This window comes from Parajatrophihabitans canadensis (genome assembly GCF_053764775.1).
Genome location: NZ_CM132445.1, coordinates 2,897,226 through 2,920,934, shown reverse-complemented (window position 1 = coordinate 2,920,934; position 23,709 = coordinate 2,897,226). Strand labels below are relative to the sequence as shown.

24 protein-coding genes are annotated in these 23,709 nt (G+C 62.1%); 9 read left to right on the top strand and 15 right to left on the bottom strand.

Annotated features, from left to right (window positions below; genetic code table 11):
* Positions 1 to 6: 6 nt before the first annotated feature.
* Positions 7 to 1,488 (bottom strand): aldehyde dehydrogenase family protein, encoded by a 1,482-nt coding sequence (locus ACSMXN_RS14140; RefSeq protein WP_455407591.1) that lies wholly within the window; start codon positions 1,486 to 1,488, stop codon positions 7 to 9.
* A 466-nt stretch (positions 1,489 to 1,954) separates the two neighbouring features.
* On the opposite strand from ACSMXN_RS14140, the gene fdxA reads away from it, so the two are divergent.
* A complete protein-coding gene (gene fdxA, locus ACSMXN_RS14135; protein ID WP_022912115.1) occupies positions 1,955 to 2,308 on the top strand; it encodes a ferredoxin in 354 nt (117 codons plus the stop codon).
* A 237-nt stretch (positions 2,309 to 2,545) separates the two neighbouring features.
* Positions 2,546 to 3,787 carry an FAD-dependent oxidoreductase gene (locus ACSMXN_RS14130; RefSeq protein WP_022912114.1) on the top strand — a complete coding sequence of 414 codons (1,242 nt, stop codon included), beginning with the start codon at positions 2,546 to 2,548 and terminating at the stop codon, positions 3,785 to 3,787.
* A 125-nt stretch (positions 3,788 to 3,912) separates the two neighbouring features.
* Here the strand turns inward: ACSMXN_RS14130 and ACSMXN_RS14125 are convergent, their stop codons facing one another.
* On the bottom strand, positions 3,913 to 5,325 hold the full coding sequence (locus tag ACSMXN_RS14125) for an MFS transporter (RefSeq protein WP_455407590.1): 1,413 nt from the start codon (positions 5,323 to 5,325) through the stop codon (positions 3,913 to 3,915).
* 414 nt (positions 5,326 to 5,739) lie between these two features.
* Between ACSMXN_RS14125 and ACSMXN_RS14120 the strand changes: the two genes are divergently transcribed.
* Complete coding sequence (locus tag ACSMXN_RS14120) at positions 5,740 to 6,417, top strand: TetR family transcriptional regulator (RefSeq protein WP_022912112.1); 678 nt, start codon at positions 5,740 to 5,742, stop codon at positions 6,415 to 6,417.
* Positions 6,414 to 7,085 carry a TetR/AcrR family transcriptional regulator gene (locus ACSMXN_RS14115; RefSeq protein ID WP_022912111.1) on the top strand — a complete coding sequence of 224 codons (672 nt, stop codon included), beginning with the start codon at positions 6,414 to 6,416 and terminating at the stop codon, positions 7,083 to 7,085. The genes ACSMXN_RS14120 and ACSMXN_RS14115 overlap by 4 nt, the downstream gene beginning before the upstream one ends.
* A 15-nt stretch (positions 7,086 to 7,100) precedes the next feature.
* Here the strand turns inward: ACSMXN_RS14115 and ACSMXN_RS14110 are convergent, their stop codons facing one another.
* On the bottom strand, positions 7,101 to 8,261 hold the full coding sequence (locus ACSMXN_RS14110) for a thiolase family protein (protein ID WP_022912110.1): 1,161 nt from the start codon (positions 8,259 to 8,261) through the stop codon (positions 7,101 to 7,103).
* 24 nt (positions 8,262 to 8,285) lie between these two features.
* Positions 8,286 to 8,717 (bottom strand): OB-fold domain-containing protein, encoded by a 432-nt coding sequence (locus tag ACSMXN_RS14105; RefSeq protein WP_027139136.1) that lies wholly within the window; start codon positions 8,715 to 8,717, stop codon positions 8,286 to 8,288.
* A gap of 424 nt (positions 8,718 to 9,141) precedes the next feature.
* Here ACSMXN_RS14105 and ACSMXN_RS14100 point away from each other — a divergent pair, with 424 nt between their 5' ends.
* Positions 9,142 to 9,390: a hypothetical protein gene (locus ACSMXN_RS14100; protein ID WP_022912107.1), complete on the top strand. Its 249-nt coding sequence runs from the start codon at positions 9,142 to 9,144 to the stop codon at positions 9,388 to 9,390.
* Between the two features lie 208 nt (positions 9,391 to 9,598).
* On the opposite strand, the gene ACSMXN_RS14095 is transcribed toward ACSMXN_RS14100, so the two are convergent.
* Positions 9,599 to 10,387 carry an acyl-CoA thioesterase domain-containing protein gene (locus tag ACSMXN_RS14095; RefSeq protein ID WP_022912106.1) on the bottom strand — a complete coding sequence of 263 codons (789 nt, stop codon included), beginning with the start codon at positions 10,385 to 10,387 and terminating at the stop codon, positions 9,599 to 9,601.
* A gap of 178 nt (positions 10,388 to 10,565) precedes the next feature.
* Positions 10,566 to 11,012, bottom strand: coding sequence for a hypothetical protein (locus tag ACSMXN_RS14090; RefSeq protein WP_022912105.1), 447 nt, complete (start codon positions 11,010 to 11,012; stop codon positions 10,566 to 10,568).
* Between the two features lie 206 nt (positions 11,013 to 11,218).
* On the opposite strand from ACSMXN_RS14090, the gene ACSMXN_RS14085 reads away from it, so the two are divergent.
* Positions 11,219 to 11,461: a hypothetical protein gene (locus tag ACSMXN_RS14085; RefSeq protein ID WP_022912104.1), complete on the top strand. Its 243-nt coding sequence runs from the start codon at positions 11,219 to 11,221 to the stop codon at positions 11,459 to 11,461.
* 4 nt (positions 11,462 to 11,465) lie between these two features.
* On the opposite strand, the gene ACSMXN_RS14080 is transcribed toward ACSMXN_RS14085, so the two are convergent.
* From ACSMXN_RS14080 to ACSMXN_RS14070, 3 genes are all read right to left on the bottom strand, one after another.
* Entirely contained in the window at positions 11,466 to 12,254 is a 789-nt protein-coding gene (locus tag ACSMXN_RS14080) for a class I SAM-dependent methyltransferase (protein WP_027139135.1), read from the bottom strand.
* Positions 12,251 to 13,294, bottom strand: coding sequence for a methylenetetrahydrofolate reductase (locus ACSMXN_RS14075; RefSeq protein WP_022912102.1), 1,044 nt, complete (start codon positions 13,292 to 13,294; stop codon positions 12,251 to 12,253). Before ACSMXN_RS14075 ends, ACSMXN_RS14080 begins: the two co-directional genes overlap by 4 nt.
* Positions 13,295 to 13,445: 151 nt before the next feature.
* A complete protein-coding gene (locus tag ACSMXN_RS14070; protein WP_051148738.1) occupies positions 13,446 to 14,306 on the bottom strand; it encodes an acyl-CoA thioesterase domain-containing protein in 861 nt (286 codons plus the stop codon).
* Positions 14,307 to 15,252: 946 nt separating this feature from the next.
* Here ACSMXN_RS14070 and ACSMXN_RS14065 point away from each other — a divergent pair.
* Positions 15,253 to 16,086, top strand: coding sequence for a DUF72 domain-containing protein (locus ACSMXN_RS14065; protein ID WP_022912100.1), 834 nt, complete (start codon positions 15,253 to 15,255; stop codon positions 16,084 to 16,086).
* Positions 16,070 to 17,599 carry a non-homologous end-joining DNA ligase gene (gene ligD / locus ACSMXN_RS14060; RefSeq protein ID WP_022912099.1) on the top strand — a complete coding sequence of 510 codons (1,530 nt, stop codon included), beginning with the start codon at positions 16,070 to 16,072 and terminating at the stop codon, positions 17,597 to 17,599. Before ACSMXN_RS14065 ends, ligD begins: the two co-directional genes overlap by 17 nt.
* 61 nt (positions 17,600 to 17,660) lie before the next feature.
* Here ligD and ACSMXN_RS14055 read toward each other — a convergent pair whose 3' ends face one another.
* Entirely contained in the window at positions 17,661 to 18,179 is a 519-nt protein-coding gene (locus ACSMXN_RS14055; RefSeq protein WP_022912098.1) for a mycothiol transferase, read from the bottom strand.
* Positions 18,180 to 18,260: 81 nt separating this feature from the next.
* Between ACSMXN_RS14055 and ACSMXN_RS14050 the strand changes: the two genes are divergently transcribed.
* A complete protein-coding gene (locus ACSMXN_RS14050; protein ID WP_022912097.1) occupies positions 18,261 to 18,827 on the top strand; it encodes a thioredoxin domain-containing protein in 567 nt (188 codons plus the stop codon).
* Here ACSMXN_RS14050 and nhaA read toward each other — a convergent pair.
* The 5 genes from nhaA to ACSMXN_RS14025 form a co-directional block, all read right to left on the bottom strand.
* Complete coding sequence (nhaA, locus tag ACSMXN_RS14045) at positions 18,771 to 20,168, bottom strand: Na+/H+ antiporter NhaA (protein WP_027139131.1); 1,398 nt, start codon at positions 20,166 to 20,168, stop codon at positions 18,771 to 18,773. The genes ACSMXN_RS14050 and nhaA overlap by 57 nt on opposite strands.
* The gene (locus tag ACSMXN_RS14040) at positions 20,165 to 21,190 is read right to left on the bottom strand and encodes an NAD(+)/NADH kinase (protein ID WP_022912095.1); all 1,026 of its coding nucleotides are present in this window, start codon (positions 21,188 to 21,190) and stop codon (positions 20,165 to 20,167) included. The genes nhaA and ACSMXN_RS14040 overlap by 4 nt, the downstream gene beginning before the upstream one ends.
* A gap of 85 nt (positions 21,191 to 21,275) precedes the next feature.
* Entirely contained in the window at positions 21,276 to 22,175 is a 900-nt protein-coding gene (locus ACSMXN_RS14035) for an SIP domain-containing protein (RefSeq protein ID WP_022912094.1), read from the bottom strand.
* A gap of 177 nt (positions 22,176 to 22,352) precedes the next feature.
* A complete protein-coding gene (locus ACSMXN_RS14030) occupies positions 22,353 to 22,769 on the bottom strand; it encodes a helix-turn-helix transcriptional regulator (RefSeq protein WP_022912093.1) in 417 nt (138 codons plus the stop codon).
* Between the two features lie 52 nt (positions 22,770 to 22,821).
* A complete protein-coding gene (locus tag ACSMXN_RS14025) occupies positions 22,822 to 23,616 on the bottom strand; it encodes an IclR family transcriptional regulator (RefSeq protein WP_022912092.1) in 795 nt (264 codons plus the stop codon).
* Between the last annotated feature and the right edge of the window lie 93 nt (positions 23,617 to 23,709).

Genomic DNA, 23,709 nt, shown 5'->3' with positions numbered 1-23,709 from the left:
CTCTCCTCAGTTGTCGATTACGGCGATGGCTTTGGTTTCGAGATATGTCTCGAAACCTTCGAGACCGTTCTGGCGACCGATGCCGCTCGTCTTGTAGCCACCGTAGGGTGAATCTGCGCCATACCACGAGCCACCGTTTACGCTCATCGAGCCAGTGCGAATGCGCCGAGCCATCGCCATCGCACGGTCGTTGCTGCCGAAGATGCCACCTGACAGGCCGAAGTCGCTGTCGTTGGCGATCCGGACGGCGTCCTCATCGTCGTCGTAGGGGATGACAGCCAACACCGGACCGAAGATCTCTTCGCGCGCGATCGTCATCGTGTTGTCGACATCGACAAATAGTGTCGGTTCTACGTACCAACCCTTGGGGAGATGGGCGGGACGCTTGCCGCCGACGACCAGCTTCGCGCCCTCGTCGATACCCTTCTGGATATAACCCTCGACGCGGCCGCGCTGCTTGGCGCTGATCAGCGGGCCCATCATGTTGTTCGGGTCGGTCGGATCGCCATAGGGAACCATGCCCATAGCGGCCGTGATGAGCTCGACACCTTCTTCATAGCGGGAGCGGGGGAGCAGCATTCTGGTCTGCATTGCACACCCCTGCCCTGCGTGGGCACAAACCGACATACCGCTTGGAACGACAGTTGCGAAGTCGGCATCGTCGAGGACGATCATGGCCGACTTGCCACCGAGCTCGAGGAACACCCGCTTGAGCGTCGCTGCGCCCTTCTCCATGATCCGCTTGCCGGTAACGGTCGATCCCGTGAACGAGATCATGTCGACGCGCGGGTCGAGCGTCAGTTCTTCGCCGACAAGGTGATCGGCCGAAGTCACGATGTTGACGACACCAGCCGGAATGTCCGTGTGCTCGGCGATCAGGCGACCGAGTCGCGTCGCATTCCAGGGCGTGTCCGGTGCGGGCTTGAGTACGGTCGTGTTTCCCGTCGCAAGTACCTGAGCCAGCTTGTTGCTGGTGACCTCGAACGGATAGTTCCAAGGGACGATGCTGCCCACCACGCCCATTGCCTCTTTCCAGACATACCGCTTGCTGCGCATGCCGAAGGGTGCCGCGTCCGCGAGCTGGCGATCCCACTGGAATTCCTCGATGTGCTTGGCGGGCCAGCTGAATGCGTCTTCCAGCGGCGCGTCGAGCTGGGCTGAGTAGGTCACCGCGACCGGGGTGCCGACCTCAGCGATCAGCTCCGCCCGCATTTCCTCTCGTTCACCTTCAATGGCCTCCTTCAGCTGAAGCAGACAGCGGGCGCGAAACGCATGATCAGTCGACCAGGACGTCTCGTCGAACGCGCGGCGAGCCGCGCCGATGGCGCGCTGCATGTCCGACGCGTCGGCGTCGGCTACCTGGCCGAGCACCTCCTCCGTCGCAGGGTTGATGTTCTCGAAGGTTCGGCCAGATGCCGCTTCGACGAGCTTGCCGTCGATCAGCATTCGGGATTCCCCGGTAAACGAACTCAGACCGCCTTCGGGCATCTGTCTCTCCTCATCTGTGAAACCAACGGATCCGGCAGTGGACAATGCCAGATTCCGGACAGTTAGGGCCTTGGTATACAGGCATGACTTTCTCTCGCAGGTGAGACCCTGCCCATGGACCGTATCAGTGTGACCCGGGGCATACAAGGGTTTGTCGGGTTCAAAATGCCCGTACGGGGTGGCTCTCAGGTCTATCTTCGCTGGCTATCCGGGTTTGCACAGCTAGTAGGAACGACCGGTCCGGCGGTCGCGAGAGGTCGTGCATTGCAACCGTTTCGACGTTGACTTCCGGTCGGACGCTGATACGATCTCACGAATCCGTCTCGGATGCGAGATGAATAAATAACAGGCTCAAAGATATAAAGTGAACGCCAGTGCGACAGAGTCGTCTGTCGGCGCTGGCAGGTCGCTGGTGAGCTTCGCAATTGATCTTCGATCTGATCTACCTGAAAGGACACCGGGCAAGATGGCCTACGTCATCACTTTGGGATGCATCGACGTCATGGACAAAACCTGTGTCAAGGAGTGTCCGGTCGACTGTATATATGAAGGTGAACGCGCGCTCTACATCAATCCCGAAGAGTGCATTGACTGCGGCGCATGCGAGCCGGTCTGCCCGAGCGAGGCAATCTTCTACGAAGACGATCTTCCTGAGGACCTTACCCAATACACCGCTGACAATGCGTTGTTCTTCACCCAGATTCTCGAGGGCCGGACTGAGCCCGTCGGTTCGCCGCGCGGCTCGCGCAAGATTGGTCCGATCGGTCAGGACACCGAACTGGTTCGCAGTCACCCCAAGGCGACCCCGCCCGAAGAGTGAAGCTCGTGCCGCCACCCGCCCTCCCTGTCGGCTTGGGCTGTCGGTGTCAGTGTCGGCTTCGGCGTCGGCGGTCAGAACGCAGTGACTTTGTCCACTGATTGACCTGCAAAGTCGATGTATATTCCTGGCTTGTCTGCTGGGTCCAAAGACACGTCCTTACGTCCGGCGTTGCCGCACGCCCGGGACTACAAGCCCCATCCTGCAGCGTGACTTTGCAGCCCGATCCGGAGGATCTTGATGTCTGATACCCGTTCGGTCGTTGTCGTTGGCACCGGCGTCGGAGGTCTGAAGGTGGCTGAAGCGCTGCGCCAACTCGGCTTCGATGGTTCATTGACACTCATCGGTGATGAGCCCGGTGCGCCGTATGACCGGCCGCCGCTTTCGAAGGACGTCCTCAAGGGCACCAAACCTAATCCGCCCTACTTGCTGAACGATGATGAGTTCACCGCGCTCAACGTGACACTGCTGTCAGGCTCGGCGGCGACAGCGTTGGATTCCATCAAGCAGCAGATAGAACTTGCAGATGGTTCGCAGGTCCCCTACGACGTTCTGGTGGTCGCGACGGGGGCGAGGGCACGCCCATGGGGACTCGGCGACGGCCTTAGCAACGTGTTCTCCCTCCGTACCGCAGCTGATGCAGCGCTTATCGCACCGCTCATCGCCCAACGCGGCCACCTCGCCTTGCTCGGTGCAGGTTTCATCGGTTGCGAGGTTGCCGCAAGCGCTCGCGAGATGGGTTGCTCGGTCACGCTTATCGAGATGCTCCCGACCCCGTTGGCTCACATCGTCGGCCCCGAAGCAGGCCAGCAGATCGCGCGCATGCATCTCCAGGCGGGGGTGGATCTTCGCTGCGAGACAACCATCGAGGACCTTGAGTCCGATGGTGACCGGATGGTCGCGATGACGTTGTCCGATGGCACCCGGATCGAGGCGGATGCGCTCGTCGTCGGGGTTGGCGTAAATCCAAATACGGAATGGCTCGAATCGGGCGGGCTGATCGTCGACAACGGAATCGTATGTGACGCCGTCGGCGCGACGTCGCACGCGAATATCTACGCCATCGGTGACGTTGCCCGGTGGGTGAACGTCCAGACCGGACGGCACAATCGGGTCGAGCACTGGACGAACGCCAGCGACCACGCAGCGATTGTGGCCAGACACATCGCCGAGGGCACACATGAGCGCAAACCACTCGAGGAGATCCCGTACTTCTGGAGCGACCAGTACGGTACGAAGATCCAGTCGATCGGCGAGCCGAGCGCCTCGGCGGATCTGACAATGTTGCTGAGTGGAGCCGCGGGGGACCGTCCACTATTCCTCTACAGCCGGGGCAAGCGGCTGACCGGAGTACTTGGATTCGGCTTGGCTCGGGCCGTCATGCGCTTGCGGGCGTTGATTGCCGAAGGCGCGCCGATCGGTCAGGCGGTAGACGTGATTCGGGAGTTGCACCCGCAATCGCAGCTGACAACTATCGACTGATCGCGATCGGCCAAGGTGCCAGCGCTTACTGCTGCAACGCCTTCTGCCACGACTGCTGCCGCGTCTGTCGCGGCGGCAAACTGCCGCGGTTCCTGCGACCCCTAATCCGCCTCGGGCTGTCGCGACTACATGAAGCTCGCGTGTCCCGAGTCGGGCAGATCGCCCCCCTTGGGCACTCGGATCAGCACGAGCGCCGTGAGCGCGGCAACCAGCATGGCTGCGGTCGCCCACCAGAAAGCCACGACATACCCGTGGATCTGAGCGAGGGCCTGCAAATCCGAAGACGGCGAATGGTGGGCCAGAAATGACGCGACCGCGGAGGCGTAGATCGTGCTGAAAATAGCGGTGCCGACCGCACTGCCGACTTGCTGGGTCGCGTTGAGCATTCCACTCGCCGCACCCGCATCGTGATCGTCGACGTCGATAAGGGCCGCACTCGACAGCGGGATGAACAGTGCGCAGAGCCCCACGCCGAGCACAATCTGGCCCGGCAAGACATACATGGCAAAGGGCGTGTGCAGTCCGATTCGGGTAAGGATGACCATTCCGAAGGAGGCTATGGTGGCGCCGGCGACCATCATTGGCTGCGCGCCGAACCTGTTCGTCAAGCGTTCGGTGAAGCGAGTGCCCACGATGAACACCGCTGTCATCGGCAGCGAACCCAGTCCTGCCTTCAGGGGGCTATAGCCGAGGGTTATCTGCATGTAGAACGTGAGAAACAGCAGAGCACCGAGCAGCGCGGCGCCGGCGAGGAATGCGGTTAGATAAGCACCCCCGCGTGTCGGGTGCAGCACGATGTGCAACGGCAGTAAGGGATGGCTCGATTTCCGTTCGATCAGAACGAACGTGGTCAGTGCCAACGCGCCGACGGTTAGGCAGATGACGGTCGTGGACGATCCCCACCCATCCGTCGCCGCTTTCGTACAGCCGAACACGACCGCGGCCAGACCAAGCGTTACTGCGATCGCACCAGGTATGTCGTAGCGGGTGTCGCCGTGTGCCTTGCTCTCGTCGACGAAGAAGATAGCTGCGATGACGGCGATGACGACCACTGGAACGTTGACCAACAAGCACCAGCGCCAGTTGGCATATTCGGTGAGCAGGCCACCGACCACCGAGCCGACAGCTGCCCCGCCGCCGGCAACCGCGCCAAAGACCGCGAATGCGCGGGTGCGTTCTTCTCCCGTCGGGAACGCCACCTGCAAGAGCGATAGTGCCGCGGGCGCAAGAAGGGCGCCAAAGACGCCCTGGAGCGCCCGAGAGGTGAACAGCTGAACGCTGCTCTGGGCAAGTCCTCCGATTGCCGACGCGAGCGCGAAGCCGAGCATTCCCACGATGAACGCCCGCTTGCGGCCCCAGTAGTCGGCTATCCGACCGCCGAGCAGCAAGAGGCTCCCAAATGCCAAGGCATATGAGGTGACGACCCACTGGCGGTCCGCGTCGGAGATACCGAGCGCGCGTTGGGCGTCCGGAAGGGCGACATTGACGATCGTCAGATCCAGGACGACAGTCAGCTGGGCGACTGCGATGGTCGCCATGGCGTACCACCGTCGCCGATCAGTTGGCGCACCGACTGTCACTTCGGTCGAGGATCGATTGGGCAAAGTGTCCATCTGATCCCCCTACGGCTTCGATGAGACGCGCGCCGTGGCGAGTGCGCCATGGCGAGTTAGCTGTACCACAAGGCATCGCCTGGCGGCTGGAGCTGTGACTGGGTTGACGGAGCTCACAGCCCTCGGTGCACCTCGCACCCGAGGCTGTCGGACCCAAGCTGTCGGACGTCAGACCCAAAGCTGTCGGACTCAAAGCTAGAGGACGCGGAAAGATTTGTTAACAACATGCGTCTCGAATCTTGAGACGAAGACCGCTACGGTATCATTGCGGTTTCACATGCTCGACGATGTGCACGGGTATGGGTTGGCCGTTGTGATGCTCTTCGGAGGGAGACAGGCGTGGTCGAGTTTGCTGTCGCGCAACTCTCAGTACGGGAACGACTCGACCGTTCGCTGATCGATTACCTGACGGCCCTGACACCAGCTGATATCGGCGATGTCAACATCGAAGCAGTGGCGCAAGCTGCGGGTGTATCGCGTGCCACGGCGTACCGGCATTTCGGCGACCGCGATGGCCTGCTGTTTCACGCAGCTATCTTGCTCACTCGACGACATGGCGAGCTCGCAGCCGAGCTGATAAATGCCGAGGCGACCGTTGCGGGCAAGGTCGAAGTGGGCTTTGCATATACAGCCCGCGAGATCCGAGCAGACGACATGCTCAGACTGTTGCTCACTTCGCGCCGGACGCAGGCCATCGACGGGGTGGTTCGAAGCCTGGCGATGGAGATCACCGGTCCTGGACTCCGCGAGGGTCAGCTCGACGGCCAGGTCCGCGACGATCTCACCCTCGATGAACTGATCGACTGGCTGACCGAACAACAACACGTCGTTATCCGCTTGGGCCTCGACGAGGATGGCGCGCGTGCTTGGGTGCGCCACTACATGCTTCCGATCCTGAGGCCGGAGCATGGTTGTGCGCCTGACCAAGTTGGCGTGAAGGCTGCGCTGGCAGAGATTGCTGAGCGAGCAGCCTCCCTCAACCAGGCTGTTAGTGGATTCCGGGCGTCCCTGCTGTGACCGGAACAACGAGCTCAAAGGTTCGCGAGCGTCTGAACGAGGCACTCGTTCTTTACCTCAACGAGTTGACGATCGAGGACATCAGCGATCTGAACATCGATGCGGTGGCTCAGACCGCCGGCGTATCGCGCGCGACGGCCTACCGGCATTTCGGCGACCGCGACGGCCTGCTGTTCGAGGCTGCCATCGAGCTCACCCGACGGCACGCCGAAATTCTGGCGGCAAACGTCGCGAAGTTGACTACGGTCGCCGCGAAGGTCGAAGAGGCCTTTGGCTACGCCGCACGCGAAATCAAGGTCGACAAGATCCTTCGCATGCTCTTGACGTCGCGACCTTCGGCCGCCATCGATGCCGCGATCCGTGCGATGTCCTTGGACATCATGGGACAGGCGTACCGAAATGGTCAGCTCGACGGGCAGGTCCGTGACGATCTTTCCATCGACGAGTTGATCGATTGGCTGGCCGAACAGCGACAGATCGTGACTCGCCTCGAGCTGGACGAAGCGCAGGCGCGGACGTGGGTCCGCAGGTTCGTGCTACCTGCGCTTCGTCCCTCTGGCGGCGAGGACGCGATCGTGCCTGAAATCAAAGCGGTACTCCTCGACATCGAGAACAAGATGGACGCCCTCAACGCTGTGGTGGCCAGAGCCTGCACGTCGATGAACTAGCGAGACGGGCCGGCATCACTCCGCGGTGAGCAAAGCGCACGCCGCGAATCCGCCTACCGCGTTGCTCACAACACCCACCTGTGGGTTGTTGGGCAATGCCCGATCACCGGCTGTACCCCGGAGCTGGCGGGTCACTTCGATGAAGAAGTTCGCACCGTGGCGCCTGCCGACGTTGCAGGCACCGCCATCGGTGTTGGTTGGAATGATGCCGTCCGCTCGGGTGCTGCCGGCAGTCACGAACGGTCCACTTTCGCCTTCGCCGCAGAAGCCAAGCGCTTCGAGCCACTGCATTGCGATGAAGGTGAATCCGTCGTAGAGGCCGGCGACGCCCACGTCGGATGGTTTGAGATCCGTCTTTGACCACATTCGGCGAGAAGCCATCCACGGTGACGAGTGGGTCATGTCCTCGACGAGGCTGAAGTCTGCCTCCCTGGTCGTACCCATTGCCCACGCGTCGAAGAACACGGCCTTTTGCTTGAGGTCGCGGGCTCGTTCCTCGGTCGTGAAGATGAGCGCCGAGCTCGAGTCGACGGGGTAGTCGCAATCAAGCAGGTGCAAGGGCTTGGCGATGTACCGGGAATTCATGTAGTCATCAAGGGTCAAGGGGTCTCTGAAGAAGGATTCGCTCGGGTTTCGGACGGCGTACTCGCGCTGTGCTACCGCGAAGGCTCCGAAGTCCTCTTCCTTGGTGCCGTACATCGCCATGTGGCGCTGCATGTACAGCCCGGCCCAATGAGACCCGGTGAACGAGCCGTAGGGCATGGAGAACTGCATGTTGCCCGGCACTCCGGCATTCGCGCCACCTGCAAGCATTGCTGCTCCGCCGGCCGCGCCTGCACGATGAACCGTGCGGATCGTCAAGCACATGTCCGAGGAACCCGATGCGACCGCGGCGATACCGTGCAGCGCTGCGACGCTGTAGGCCGCGCCGTCGATGGAGCCTGAGTAATAGGCCAAGTCGGGTATGCCGAGCATCGCGGCGGTGTGGGTTGCTGAGACGTATTGGTGCGGAAAACTGTGTACGCATACGCCGTCAATGTCTTTTGCCGTCACACCCGCATCTGCCATCGCCGCGATCGAAGACTGCGCAGTCAGGGTGTCGAGTGAAAGCCCGGTGTCTCGGCCGATCGTTGAATAACCCACGCCGACGATTGCCACGCGCTGCTTTTTTGCCACGTCTGTTGTTCCTCTCTTGGGCGCTCAGCCGGCTGCCGGGCGAAAGACCGGCAGGTTGAAGTTCTCGTCGAGGGGACGGAACGTGACCTCTACGGGTGCGCCAACTTCGATGCCGTCCAGTGGAAAATCGATCAGGTTGGTGATGAGCTTCAAGTTCGGCTGTTCGACCAGCTCGACTACCGCGATGACGAACGGCAACTTGTCGGCAAAGTACGGGTGAAAAGCTTGGGTGGCTATTTCATAGCTGTACACGGTGCCGCGACCTGACACCTCACCGTGGCCCAGATCGAACGACAGGCAGTTATTGCAGACCGGCTCTGGCCAATGCTGAAAGCGCCCGCAATTGTTGCACTTCTGGATCATCAGCTTGTGTTCACGTGCACCGTCCCAGAAGAAGGACGTGAGACTGTTCGGTGCCGGTAGAACCGGCGCGACCGCTGTGGTTTCCTGCGTCACCGCTGCTCCCTTCTGAACTGGCCCGATTCGTGCAGCCAATATGTCGCCAGTGTCATCCTTCGCGAAGGACACCATATGACCGTCATTGGTCTGACAGTGCGATTGGGAAAGAAACTGTGAGCTGATCGCGGTTTCGGACGCAAGGGGAGGAGGGACCGACTCGAGGCGGTAGGCAAACGGCGGCTGGTTCGACTTTTCCGTTTCAGCTAAACGGCAAGATCCGAACTCTCGCCCAAACCGGGCGCTGCTGCGTTCGAGGCGATGGTGCGGGTGCTGACCTGGACGACCAGACAGCGTACGAAGTGGGCGCGCAGATTGGCACGCGGAGTGGGCCTGCAGCGGCCCGCGGACCGCTTTATTGATTCTGACGTGCCGTTCGAGTTCGACTCAGCAGAGCCGAAAATGCCGAAGTCCACGGGCCGTCGTGGCGTTCACCGAGCTTGCGCTCGTATCGAGCTGCTACTCGAACAACCTGCACTCGACACGGACGGCGGTCATTGGCAGGCCCGACGAGAAGGAGTTCAGGCGATACCAGTCGGCCCGTGGACTACCCGCGCTACGTCAGCTTGATCCGGCCGGTCGATTCGGTGCTGTGACCTGGGCGGTCACGTTCGAGCCGAGACTCGAATTGGAACCCGTGCTGGCCGAGGGCGCTCGGTGTTTGGCCGTGTAGACGTTCTCCGGCTGCTCAGGTTGGGCTGTCTTGGCAAGTCCCCTGACCTTCGTGATACCTCTCATGACTCACATACCCCCGTATGTTGTGCGGCTGATAGCAACAACTATGGCATATAAAAACCGTTCCCGCTTTACGCTATCTTTACGCAATCAGCCGCTTACTCTCGGTACGCAGCCCCGCATTCAGTCCTGGGGCAAGCTCGCTACTACGACTGGCGCGGTGCGCGAAGCAGCCCGGTCGTCGAGAACGTCGCAAGCAGCCGACCCGACTCCGTGACGACCTGGCCGGACCCGTGCGCCCGCCCGTGACCTGCGTAGGTCGGAGTGAGCGTCAGACCAAACCCAGTGCTGAGATCTATCGGCTCGACGAAGGTGACGGTCTGGGTCAGGACGTTGGCAGGCATCCGCCCGGCCGGAGCGCTCGGCACGTCGCTCTGCAGCAGAAGAGCCGAGAGCACCTCGGGTTCGGTGCTTAGCGCCACCAGGGCGCGGCCGACCGTGGCGTCGGTGACTGGCTCGTCCAGGTCGAACCGCAGCGCAACAGAGTGCTCGTCCGATGCCGGCGATCGACGGACCTGGCCCGGCCAGAGGCCGGGCGCGCGAGTCGGCCACTCATGTCCGCCAAATGGTTGCGGTTCCGGGCTTTGATGGCGCAGGTAGTCGTCTTCATCGACGGTCAGTAGTACTTCCGCGCGCGTGACGATGACATTGCCCTGCCGGAAGGTCAGGCTGAGGCAGGAGAAGGACCGGCCCTGCTGCATGGTCTCCACTGAAATCTGGACGGGCTCACCGCTCTGCCCGCCGTTGGCGAAGATCGTCTGCAAAGACAGCACTCGCTTGTCGGGAACCGTGCGTTCAGCTGCTATGACCTGTTGGAGCAGGAGGTAGGCGCCGAAGATCGATCCGTGTGCGGTGGCGAAGGTGTCGGCCTCGAAACCGTCCTTGGTCGGCCGCAGGGCCATCAGTGGCGAAAGACTGTCCAGAGTGTGGGTCACGGCCGAAAGATCCCCTCGATATGGCGGTGGTAGTCCGCGCAGCCTCGCAGCAGGCGTTCAAGACGGGAAGTGGTGGCCCCTCAAATGTGTTCGACACCGCACCTATAAGTTGGCGGCGCGAGCCCCGCCGTTGCCCCTCGATGGTTGTGTCGCGTCGCCGGCTGGTGGATCGTGCCCGTCAGGCCGAGGTCTGAAGGCGATACCGTACCGAATCAGCCAGCCCGCGCATCTGACGCCCTTCGGCCCCGCCCCGGATTGAGGCGGCGCCGGAGACGAGTTCGGCGAAGTCGCGGCATAGTTCGAGGGTGCCGATCACCTCCGCGGCGAGGTATGGGTTGAGGTATCCACGTCGAAGTGCTTGCGAACACCGTTCTATGAGGCCCGGATCCGGGCCACCGATGTCTGCCTCTTCGCCCCGGGTCTGCTCATCCATCTCGTCCAGGATCGCTCTTACCGCCGCGCGACTCTCTGATGTGGCGATCGCGGTGATGTCCAGGCCGTGTTGAGCGATCCCGGATGCAACTTGCCCGAGGTAATTGCCCTGCCCAGCGATCAGCATCAAGTAGTTGTAGACGTCCTGCCGAACACGCTCAGGCGTCGGCGGCACCGCGGCTAGGTCGGCCATATTCCGAGGCTACCGATTACAGCGGGTCATGTCGCGGTTATCCGTGAGTGTTTCGGTCAGTTACTTTTACGGACAAATCTCGCCGACGACCTCGGAAGTGGTCACCAGCCGTAGCTGCGCCGATGGTGAGACTTGTCATCTCCCGTGAAGCAGCGGATAAACCTACCCTGGTATCCAGCAACGATCGGGCCGGGATGAGGGCAGCTATGACAGACGGCGAGGCGGCTCGAACAGTGATCGCGATACTCGAGGCCGATCTGGACGGCGAGCTGAACGCTGAACGATTCGCCAACATCCTTGAAGCGCCGGTGACGTTGGAGACCATGGCGATCATGTTCGGTCACGCGGTCGCAATCTTCACCGCACTCGGCGAAAGATTCCCGCACGCTGCCCGCGAAATCCTGGATCGGCATCGAGAAGCCAGCTTCGGGGTGGAGCGATCGGGCTAGCTGGTCACAATGCCTCGGCGGCGATCAGGCGCCCGCGCAGGTACTTATTTTCAAGCAGCCAACCGATGCTGCTTTGCTGCTGCTGCGCGGTGATCCAACGGCTGTCGTGCTTGTGACGCTGATCGATGACCTGCACCACGCGGTCGGCCCGCCGCTGCCAATCTGCTCCAGCGGCTGGGAAATCATCCAGATCAGCCTCGTTGGCGATGGCGAAGCCAGCTCGGTGCAGCAAAGGTTCAATCGAGTCTGCCGAGGGAAACTCGTTTCCTTCGGGCTTCGTCGGAACCTCGGAGGTCGTTTGTACGAAGACGAGCAGGCCAAGGCGAGAACCCGAGCGCACGACACGATGAATCTCGGCCAGAGTGTCGAGCTTATCCGTCGTCGTACACAACACCCCGAGACTCCACGCCGCAGCGAAGGATCCGGTGGCAAAAGGCAATTGTTGGCCAATGCCTGCGACGACGGGCAACGCGAAGAGGCGGCGGGCTGCATGGCATGCACCCAACATGGGGTCGGCAAGAATTGGTCGAATGCCGAATTCTTCGGCCGCGAATGCCGCAGGTCCGCCGACACCGGCACCCACGTCGAGAAGGTCGGAACCCTTGTCGAAGTTGAGCTCGTGACCGAGCCATTTCAGCGCGGCTGGGCTACCGCTGCCCCGGCAGGCAGCCGGGATGGCGTACTCGGGACCGAGCGCAGACACCGCGTCGGCCGTCCAAGTCGCGACCGTGTCGAATTCCACGTCCATTGCTGCGGACCCATCGCCATGGTGCCTGCTCCCGTGGTTGGTCACGAGATCGCCTGCAGGATTTCGCGTCCGACCATTGCCTTGACTTCTGCGGCGAAGGTCTCACTACGCGAGGAGGCGAGTCCGGAAATGTTCACGCCTCCGACGCCGTCCACCTCGAGTAGTTCGGCCGCCTCAGCGACTGCCGCGCGGACTCCGGCACCAACCGGGTCGGCAGAGCCCAGTACCTCGGCGACTCGGCGGTCATCGATGTGCAGGCCCGGAAAGCGCTGGAGGGTCAATGCAGAGCGGTCGTCGGTGTAAACCGCAACGGAGGCGATGAAGGGCACGGTGACACCGGCAGAACGAGCTCTCGAGATGAAGGAGCGAACGCCTTCTACCGACCGAACGTGGTTAAGCACGCAGATGCTTGCTCCGGCCCGCTGCTTCTGCCGCAAGCGCTCAGGCCGCAACCCGACCGGCTCGGCCTGCGGCGACTCCGCGACGGCTGCAGTCAGCCCAGCGTGCGCGACCAGCGCTGCTAACCTCGTGCCGTCCAGATCGAAGACCTGGGTCACGCCGGGCCGAATTCCCGGAGCCCTACCATCGCCTGTCACGCACAATATTGCGTCGACACCAACCTGTTGCAGTCCCGCGATTTCCTGTTCCAAAACCAGGCGATTGCGGTCCCTGCAGGTGAGCGTGACCCAGGCTCGAGCACCCGCGAGAGCGATGAGCTGTGCCATCACCGTCGGAGGGAAGTCCGGTCGATTCTGATGCTCGCCGACGAGGACGGCATCAGTCGCGTCCACGAGGATTGAGACAACATCTTGCAGGTTCTGCACATCGAAGGGCCGCAAAGTCAGATCCGTCAGAACGAGCTGTCGGGTTGCGGCGGGCGGAAGAAGTGCGCTCTGGCTGGAACCTTCGATTGGTCGAGGACCAGAAACTCCATGCAAAGTTGGATCAAACGCTACGGCCGCGTGCAGGTCGGCAAATGGGCAGCGCCTGGTCTGCATTTCGCAAGTGAGGTCGTCGCGCACGCCGCCGCAGGGCCCGTAGATCATGTGCTTCGGGCAATCGGGTGCCTTCGCGGACTCAGACAATGTGACGCTCCGATTTCACGCCAGGTGCTCGGAATCTGTCGCCTGTTTCGACGATCGCTACCGTAACAGTCATCGGCGCGGAGACCACCTCGATAGCTGACGGCCACCGAATGGATCGTCGGGCACCGACTGGTCGGGAATCGTCTCGCGCTTAAATCTCCCGGACGAGCAGTTCCTGGGCGAATGAGGCGGCGTGCAGGCCAGTGCCGTCATGGACTGTCCCTACGATCAGGCCTCGAGAGCCGTTTGTCGACATCGGGGTGGCATCGATCAGCAGCCAGTCGTCGGTTCGAACCGGACGGTGGAACCACATCGAATGGTCCAGACTTGCCATCATCAGGCCGGAAACGGCGTGCGAACCTACCGTATGACCTACCGCCGTAGCAGCAACTCCTCCGGTGCCCAAATCTGACAGATAGGCCAGCACACAGGCGTTCAGCACTCGATCTTCCGGTATCTGGCCACGGGTGCGCGCCCAGGCGAGGTATGCCGGCTTGTCTGATTCCACTGCTCCGGACTTAGCGCCGGCTCCGTCGACAAGGTCAATTCCGATGCTCGAACCTCGCGATGGAACCGGGCCCATCTCGGCAGTTGGCGGGTGTACCTCTCGGGCAGGCGTGGCGAAATCTCGCCCAGCCTCGTCTCGGTGAAAAGATGCCGACAGGGTAAAAATCGCGCGCCCGTCCGCTTGCGTCGCAGTGACCTGGCGCGTCGAGAAAGACTTACCGTCCCGGGTGCGCTCGACCTGCAGGTGCACGTCCTCAGCAAATTTGCCTTCCCGAAGAAAGTAAGCGTGCAGAGAGTGCGGGTACCGGTCCTCCTCGACGGTGGCGCCGGCCGCCCGTAGCGCCTGCGCCATGACCTGGCCGCCGAAGATGTTGCGGCGGCCACGAAGGACGGGGCTTGCGGCGCGAAACAGATCGGCGCCGATGGGCTCGACGTTAAGGAGTGCGATCAGATGCTCGACATCGTCGTCTGACTCGTTTAATAGGTTTTCGACTGCCTTGGTCACACACGCAGCTTGGCTTAACGAGGGCCCTGGGTCCATGAGATGGGATATAGATCGCCCCAGCGAACCGTCACCAGCGGACCGTCACCCATGGTCGGCCTGCACCATGGCCTCTGATACCGCAGGCCACAGGCCGGGCTGGCACGGTGTACTGCGACCGATCGGTCACTGGTCGGGCGATATCGTGGGGCCATGAAGTTTTTGATCCTCATCGTCCTGATTGTCGTTGTCGTGCTGGCCGTCCGATATTCGCGCGGTCGCAGGCGGTAGCTCTCCGGGGGCTTAACTCGGTCCGCATGTCTCGCGCGTAATCGGAGCTGGATTGATTCGACAATTGCGCGAGGCCAAATAGTCAATAGCGTCCGGACACGGACGAATTGGCGCGATTGATCAACTTGACGCTGCGTTTATCGGTGACTCGGCCTCCGAATGCGGGGCTCGACGGTGTGCAATGGTGGCATACGCCAGCGCACGGCCCGCGGTCAAGAGCTGGGCAATAGTTCGATATTTCGAATTTCGTCGAGCGGTGTGGCTTGCGGCCAGCGCGATGGTCGCGTCGTCGACGACGACGACCATGCAACTTCGTGGGGTTCTTGATTGTCGCCCCCCTCAAGATTGCTATGTAGGCGCTCAGGACCAGTTCATCGTGGCAGGCGAACCCGGTAGCGCCGACACGTCCAGAGAATTATAAAAAATAATCCGATCATTTAGATCTTGACGTCTTCGACGGGCGGGTGCACTCTCTAAACCGGGACCGGCATTCGCGCAACGGGCGCCGGTCAAAGGCCTCGGTTCGGCGTGGGTGATGTCGAACCGAGGCCGTTCTAATTCCACCTGTAATTGGCAATCACAGTTCGCGCCGTCCGTCAAGATGCGTTTATGGTTCGTAGCAGTTCCGTCTCCGTCGCAACCGACAGGTGCAAGCGCGCGCTTCTCGTACGATTCGGTGATGACGATCCGCGTGGGCATCTCCGGCTGGACGTACCCACCGTGGCGCGGCGATTTCTACCCACCGCGCCTTCCCCATCACGATGAGTTGCGATACGCCGCAGAACGAATGTCCTCCATCGAGATCAACGGCTCGTTCTACTCGTTGCAGCGCCCGACCAGCTTCTGGAACTGGGCCCATCAGACGCCGCAGGGATTCGAGTTCGCGGTCAAGGGCGGCCGTTTCATAACGCACATGAAGAGACTGCGCGACACCGACCAGGTGCTGCCGAACTTCCTGGCTTCGGGGTTGCTTGCTCTCGGCGAGCAGCTCGGTCCCATCCTGTGGCAGCTACCGCCGACGTTGAAATTCGACCCCGTGCTCGTGCGTGACTTCGTCCAGCGCCTGCCTCGATCTACGGCAGAAGCGGCCTACCTTGCAAGGCGGCACGACAGTAGGCTCAAGGTCGGCGGGTGGACCGGTACGCTCTCGGATCGTCCGCTTCGGCATGCGGTCGAGGTGCGCCACGACAGCTTCAAGACGGCGGAGTTTCTCGATCTGCTCGATCAGGAATGCATAGCAGTCGTGGTTGCAGATACCGCCGGCAAATGGCCGCAATTCCTACGGGTCACCGCGGACTTCGTCTACGTACGACTGCACGGCGCCGATGAGCTTTACACCAGTGGGTATGACCACGCAGGCTTGACGTTGTGGGCCGACCGAATTCGCTCGTGGGCCGCGCGTGGGCTCGATGTTTACGTGTACTTCGACAACGATGTCAAGGTACGTGCGCCCTACGATGCGATGGCGCTACAGGCACTGCTTGGATTGGCGGCCCATGAGCAATCGGCATAGCGGTGGCTCGCGCCGTGACGAGCAGATCGGCGACGACCAAGGCGGCGACGGCCTGGCTGAATATCGGCGAAAGCGAGATTCGTCGAAGACGCCGGAGCCAGTGCCCGAACACGGGACTCGCCCTAGTGGTGCTGACAACACCTTCGTCGTACAGGAACATCACGCGCGGGCTTTACACTGGGATTTTCGGCTCGAGCGCAATGGAGTGCTCGTCTCCTGGGCGGTCCCCAAGGGATTGCCAATGGATCCGAATGACAATCATCTGGCGGTCCAGACCGAGGACCATCCACTGGACTACGCCACGTTCGAGGGCGGCATCCCGGCGGGAGAATACGGCGGTGGGCAGGTACGAATCTGGGACCGCGGGCACTACGAGATAGAGAAGTGGACCGATCGCGAGGTCAAGTTCGTCCTCTCCGGTGAACGCGTGCAGGGTCGCTACGTACTCATCAACACGAAGGGCAAGAACTGGATCATGCACCGGATGGATCCGTCACCGGTGGAGAATTGGCAGGCCCTACCGGACGTCATTCGTCCGATGCTGGCCGTAGCCGGTCAACTTCCCTCCGAGCGCGCCGATCAGGACTGGGCCTATGAAACCAAATGGGACGGGGCCCGCGCTGTCGTCTTCGTCGACGGCGGCAGGGTCCGAGCGCTGTCGCGAAACGATATCGACGTGACCGCGAGCTACCCTGAATTGAGGCTGCTCGGTGAAGCGCTTGGCACGACTCAGGTCGTACTTGACGGCGAGATCGTAGCCTTCGGGCCCGATGGTCGGCCGAGCTTCGCTCGATTGCAGAAGCGGATGCACATAACGCGTGCTGCCGAGGTGCGGCGATTGGCAGCCAGTGACCCGGTCGTGTACTTGATCTTCGACGTCCTGCATCTGGACGGTCGGCCCACCATCGGATTGCCGTACCAGGAGCGTCGGGCCTTGCTCGAGGAGCTCGGCTTGGCTGGGCAGTCTTGGCAAACGCCGGCGTACTTCATTGGTGGAGGTGCAGACGTGCTGCGGGCCAGCCAGGAAAACGGTCTCGAGGGGATCGTAGCCAAGCGACTGATGAGCAGCTATCGACCCGGACGCCGCTCCTCGGACTGGCTCAAGATCAAGAATGTCTCGACCCAAGAGGTCATCATTGCTGGTTGGAGGCCTGGCAAGGGACGTCGAAGCGGGACGATCGGCTCGCTGTTGCTTGCCATACCGGCCAGCACAGATCGCGACGTCGTCGCAGGCGGCCGCGAGCTGCTCTACGCCGGTCACGTCGGCACCGGGTTCTCCGAGGCGGCGCTGAAAGCGTTGCAGGCGCGGCTGGCGCCCCTGGTGAGAAGTACGTCGCCGTTGGCCGACGAGATCCCTCGTGCGGACAGTCGCGACGCCAACTGGGTGACGCCTCGGCTCGTGGGCGAGGTCGCCTTTTCCGAGTGGACGCCCGACGGGCGGTTGCGCCACCCGGTGTGGCGCGGATTGCGCCCTGACAAAGAGCCCGACGAAGTAGTTCGAGAAAGTCAGTAGTTCGAGAAAGTCAGTAGTTCGAGAAAGTCAGTAGTTCGAGAAAGTCAGTAGTTCGGGAAAGTCAGTGACCGTCTCTGACAGCGACGCCCGCCACGAAGGCAGCTTGTCCGGCGTGTTGAAGATCATCTGAGATCACGCTAATCAGTCGTACGGCAAGCGTGACGGGAGGACTAAACGATCTGTCCACCACGCGGTCCAGGTCATCATCTGTCAGCCCGCCGACGAAGGTGATAGAGGCTTGCTGGACCGCGTCGAGATAGCCGGTGAGGAGCTCGGGTCCATCGACCTGAACCGCAGCTACCTCATCGGAGCTCTGGCCGTAGCCGGTTGCCGAATCGTCGAACGGCAGGCCAAACCGTTCGGCCCAGCCTTCACCGGTCCACACCTGCTCGCTAGCGGCGACGTCCGCGATCTGAGCGTCCTGAATTCTTGCCAAATGCCAGACGAGCCATGCGACGGTGTTTGCTTCGTCGTCGATCCGGTAGGTCAGGGCGGCGGTGCTCAGCCCATCCAGGGTCGCATGTACGACTCTGCCGATCCGGCTGAATGCGTCGATGAGCAAGTCGGTGGACGAGGTCATGCTTCACTCTCCCGGGATGGTGCCGATACCTTGCCGAGCCTAAACTTGGTCCGACTGTACGAGGTAGAAGGGTGGGTTCGCATGCCGACCGTCGAGCGCATTGAGCACATCTTGGGCAACCCGGAAGCACCGATAACGGTTGTTGAATACGGCGATTTCGAGTGTCCCTACTGCGCGGGTGCAGCGCCGGTTCTACGACAGTTGGTCGAACAATCTGCTGGCCAGATCAGGCTGGTGTTTCGTAATTTTCCGCTCTTCGAAGTTCATCCGCACGCACTGGTAGCCGCACTCGCAGCGGAGTCGGTGGCTGCCTCGGCTGGGCCAGAGGCGTTCTGGGCGATGCACGACAAGCTTTTCGCCCATCAGAATCGACTGAACGATATTGATCTGAGCCTCTACGCCAAGGGGGTTGGGGCCGATCCACAGCTGGCCGTTGGTGCGGCCGCTCAAGCGTTTGCCCCGATAGTACAAGCTGATTATGCATCCGGCATCGACGCCGGCGTGGCTGGTACCCCCACGTTGTTCATCGACGGCAATCGGTACGAGGGCCGTGTCGAGCTGAACTCCTTGCAGCGGGCGACCGGCAGCTCGCTACTGGTGCAGTCCGCCGAGGGCAACCGTCGGGGAAGACCATGGCAGCGGCGGTAATGCAAGCGGAGCGTTATCACCCAGCGGTGAACAGAGCGATGTCCGTTCGCCCATGACCCGCAATATCCAAGCGCCTAGCAGTGCAGCAACCAACGACCCGGCCAAGATGCCGATCTTGGCTTGATCGCGCATGGACGGATCGTCGAAGGCCAGATCGGTGATGAACAGCGAAATCGTGAAGCCCATACCCGCCAGGACGGCACCGCCAACCAGATGGCTGTAACGCACTCTCCCGGGGAGGATGCCTATCCCGGTCTTGAGTGCGAGCGCCGCCGCCCCGGTAATTCCGATGGCGTTACCCAGTACGAGAGCAAGCGCCACTCCCAATGTAATCCGCGAGCTGAACGCGACCCGCAGGGTGCCTCCATCAGCCTTCACACCGGCATTGGCCAGGCCGAACGCCGGGATGACCAGGTACGCCGACCACGGATGCAACCAGCGCTGCAATCGCTCGTTGGCTGACACTGAAGCCGAAGCGGCGAGTGAGGCGAGTCGAGCTCCCGATGCAGTCGGGCCCTCGATGAGCGCCCGTCCGAAAATGGTCAGCTCCTTCGCGTTCTCAGCAGGCACGGATCGTGCCGGAATTATTAAGCCGAGCAGCACCCCGGCGAGCGTGGGGTGAACGCCGGATTCGTATGCTGCGCACCACAGGGCGATACCGAGCAACACGTAGGGCGTTAGTCTCCACACCCCGAGCCAACGCAGACCGAAGATGGCGATGATGATGCCGACCGCCACCATGAGCGCAACCATCTTGACGTGGTCGGTGTAGAAGACGGCCATCACGGTGATCGCGCCGATATCGTCGACGACAGCCAGAGCGAGCAGGAACAGCCTGAGTTGATCAGGGCATCGAGGTCCGAACAGCGCCAGAACGCCAAGGACGAAGGCGGTATCGCTTGACATCACGATGCCCCACCCGTGTCCGGCCGTCGTTCCGTGATTGATGAGCAGATATATCGCGATGGGCAACAGCATGCCGCCGATCGCGGCACAGGTCGGCACGGTCAGGGACCTGCGATCGCGCAACTCGCCGGCGGTTGTCTCGCGCCTGATTTCCAAGCCCAGGACAAGAAAGAACAGTGCCATGGCGGCGTCGTTCACCACATGCCGCAGGTCCAGTTCGAGGCCGACAGGGCCGATCCGGAACGTGCAAGGCGTGCTCCAGAAGTCGAAGTAACTTGCCGACCAAGGCGAATTCGCCCATACCAGCGCAACCAAGGTCGCGACGAGTAGCACTGCGGCGCTGCCGGCCTCGTTGGCGATGAAGCGGCGAACCGCGGGGGTCATCTGTGGCGCTGATATCCGTAAGGCTGGCCCTGGCTGCAGGGTCGAAGTCACGAAGTCTCCCCGGCGAGCAGTGAATCAGCGGGCAGGGAGTTCTGGTTGACGGTGGCCGGAGCGTCAGTCAGCGAGAATCGACTTCGCAACCTGGAGTAGAAGTTCGACGGGCGGATGCGGACAAGCTTTGCCAACGTCGATGCCGGGTACACGCTGATCCAGTCGCCAGGGTCGAGGACGCCCCGCAACTGCCCGTCGACGCTCACCGCGACCTGGCCAGACTGCTCGAGGACCCGGACGGCGACCCGTTCCTCAGCCGCCATGACCAGGCTCCGGTCGAAAACCATGTGCGGGGCAACGGGAGTGAACACCAGAGCTCGTAGTCGGGGCGACATGACAGGACCACCGGCAGCAAAGCTGTAGGCAGTCGATCCGGTAGGGCTCGCGACGATCAGCGCATCGGCGGAATACGAGGCGAACAGAACGTCGTCAATGTACAAGCCAAGGCTGGCCTGGCGATCACGGGCCAGTTTCTCGAACACGATGTCGTTCATTGCGGTGACATCGAGGCAAACCCCGGCCTGTCCCGGATCCACGGGCGGCCGCATTGGCGGCGGCGGTAAAAGCGGCCCCCGTCCGAAGTGCAGTAGCGCTTGCATGTTCTGCGGTATCTCTAGCGGCCGAGATGCGCTCATTGTCAACATCAGCCGCTCGTCGATGTAGGCGGCGCCGGACCGAAAGGCGTCAAGGGCCAACTCGATTTCAGCCGGTTCGATCTCGGTCAGAAAACCAACCCGGCCCACGTTGACCCCAAGGACCGGAACGCCATCCTGGGCGGCCAACCTCGCGCCCCGCAGGAATGTTCCGTCGCCGCCGATCGTGACCATCAAGTCCGGGTGGCCGGTTGCCTGCACCTCGTCGCGAGCATTACGTCGCTGCCCAGCAGGGTCTTCCTGGGCCCACACATCTACCTCCGTGACGGCCAGCCCGTAGCGCGCCGCCCAAGAGCGGACCAGACCCGCGGCGGCGACAGCTACGGGTCGGCCATGATGGACGACGAGGCCGATCCGGGTACACAGCATCCTGGCCCTCGCTAGTTCTCATCGATGCGATGTTGTCGAGACAACTCTGCTGCGTTCGAGGTTAGTGGAGGTCGCTGCCTGCCGTTTACGCTCGCAGTTCGGCGGGGCCTAGCTCGGCGGCTTCGTCCTGTTCGACGCTGCGATTCCACTCCGACTTGGTGGCCCGCCAACCCTCGTCGTCTGCGCCAACGCGCCAGTACCCCGATATAGAAAGCCGGTCGGACGGCACCTTCTGCTCGACCTTGAGCAGACGACGCAGCTGCCTGACCATTCCGGCTTCGCCGTGCACGAATGCCTGGACGTCGCCAGTCGGAAGCGCCTGACCCGAGGCGTCATCGAAGGCGGTTGTCACAGCCGCGACAAGGCGTTGCCCAACCGGCTGCTCGCCGCGGTGTATCCACGTCACGGAGCTCGATGATGGCAGCACCAGGGGCACTTCGTCCTGTGGCCCGTGAACTTCGACGAACACGTGGGCGACCGCATCGTCCGGCAGTCTCTCAAGCGCGACCGCGATCGCTGGTAGCGCGCTCTCATCGCCGACCAGTAGATGCCAATCGGCATCGAGCGTCGGCGAGTAACCGCCGCCTGGGCCGAGTAAGAAGACTTCGTCGCCCGGCGCGACGGCGGCAGCCCAGGGCCCGGCCAATCCGGAGTCACCGTGCACGACGATATCGAGTGTCAGTTCGTGTTCGCGAGCATTCCAGTTTCGGACCGTGTACGTCCGCAGTCGCGGCCAATGCTCGGCGGGATGCGTCGACCGGATGGCTTCCACATCGATCGGCCGTTCATACGTTGTCTCGTCGCTCAAGAACATCAGCTTGACGTAGGAGTCGGCGTACGGCGAAGGCTCGAAGCGAGTCAGATCGCCGCCACCCACCACGACGCGTACGAGTGATGCACTCAACCGTGTCACCGAACGAACCGAGGTTGCGAGCGGGTTGCGAGCCTTGCGGGCGCGAGGTCTGTCGATGTCGGACTTGGTCACTTAGGTGCTCCGTTACTGAAGATCGTTACTGAAGATCGTTACTGAAGATCGGTGCGGATGATAGCTCGAAGTAAGGCTACCCTTACTTCGCTTCACGTGCTCCTTGGGGCGCCTGGCCTCGCCCGAATCGGTCATGGGCTGGATTCTCGAGCACCTGCTCTGCTGTTGACGGCGTTATCAATTGTCAGGTGGTTGCATCGGTACCTCGACGACGACGTTCGTGGCCTTTACTGACGCGATCGCCAGGACGCCCGGTTCCAGACCTAGCTCATCGGCTGCTTCACGACTCATCAGCGAGACCACCCGGTGCGGACCGGACTGGATGTCGACCTTCGCCATGACGGTGTCTCGCACGACCTCGGTCACCAGGCCGACAAAGCGATTTCGCGCCGATTCGCTCACCACCGGTCGCGGCGCGGGACGCTCGCTCTCGGCCGCGAGTTCCTGTGCGAAATGAGCGAGATCCGCACCGTCCACAGTGCGCCGACCAGTGCTGTGTTCGGAAGGAATCCGACCGGCGTCCGCCCAGCGACGCATGGTGTCATCACTTACTCCGAGCAGTTCGGCAGCTTCCCGAATGCGGAACCTTGGCATAGCTGGGACTGTATCAGCCGCGGTCTCGACCGAAGCATGACGAGATTCCGTTTTACAGTTTTACTTCAAGGCCATTACGGATCGGAGATCGCTCTCCGCCGATGCGTCGGCTGATTGCATTTGCGGTCCGCGAGACGTGACTGGCCACGTACTCTCGACGTGCCGGGCTAACCGCCGCATCGGGGAAAGTGGCCGCCACACTTGCCACCGGATGCCCGGAGTGATCAAGTACGGCTGCAGCGACGGATGAGAAATTCGGGGTGACCTCACCGTCTTCGGTCGCGTATCCGCGTCGGCGCACCTCGACGAGCAGTGTCCGAAGCGCTGACCGCGAACGCGGGCCGCGCTCATTGCGGGCGATGAAGGAGTCTGAGTCCGGAAAGAGAGCACTGACCTGTACTGCAGGCAGGGCCGCGAGCATCGAACGCCCACTCGCGGTGAGGGCTGCAGGCAGCCGTACGCCGACGTCGGTCACCAGCGAGGGCTGGCCGGGAGCCCGCTCTTCAATTACATAGATGACCTCTCTGCCGTGCAGGACGGCCAGATGAGCGTTCTGACCGATCCGATCGACGAGCGTCGCAAGCGGCACCCGCGCCAGGCGCTGTAGTGGCACTTGTCGGGCGTATCCGGTGCCTAATTCGTAGGAGCCGACGCCGAGTCCATAACGGCGTTCCTCCGGCAGATGAACGACGAAGCCCTCGTCGATCAGCGCGCCAAGGAGGTGATAGGTGGTCGATCGCGGCAACGAAAGGTCGCGAGCGATCGATGCAGCCGCAACTGGGCCAGGCTGCCGGGCCAAATAGCGCAGCACCGACAGCACTTGAGTGGCTGCGGGTACCTGGGCCATGAGGATCACTCTAGCGGCGGAGTCTCAGATACCAGACACGAAGTGGCTGTCAGCGGTAGCGCCACTGACCGTTGTGGGTGTCCGATTGATGGC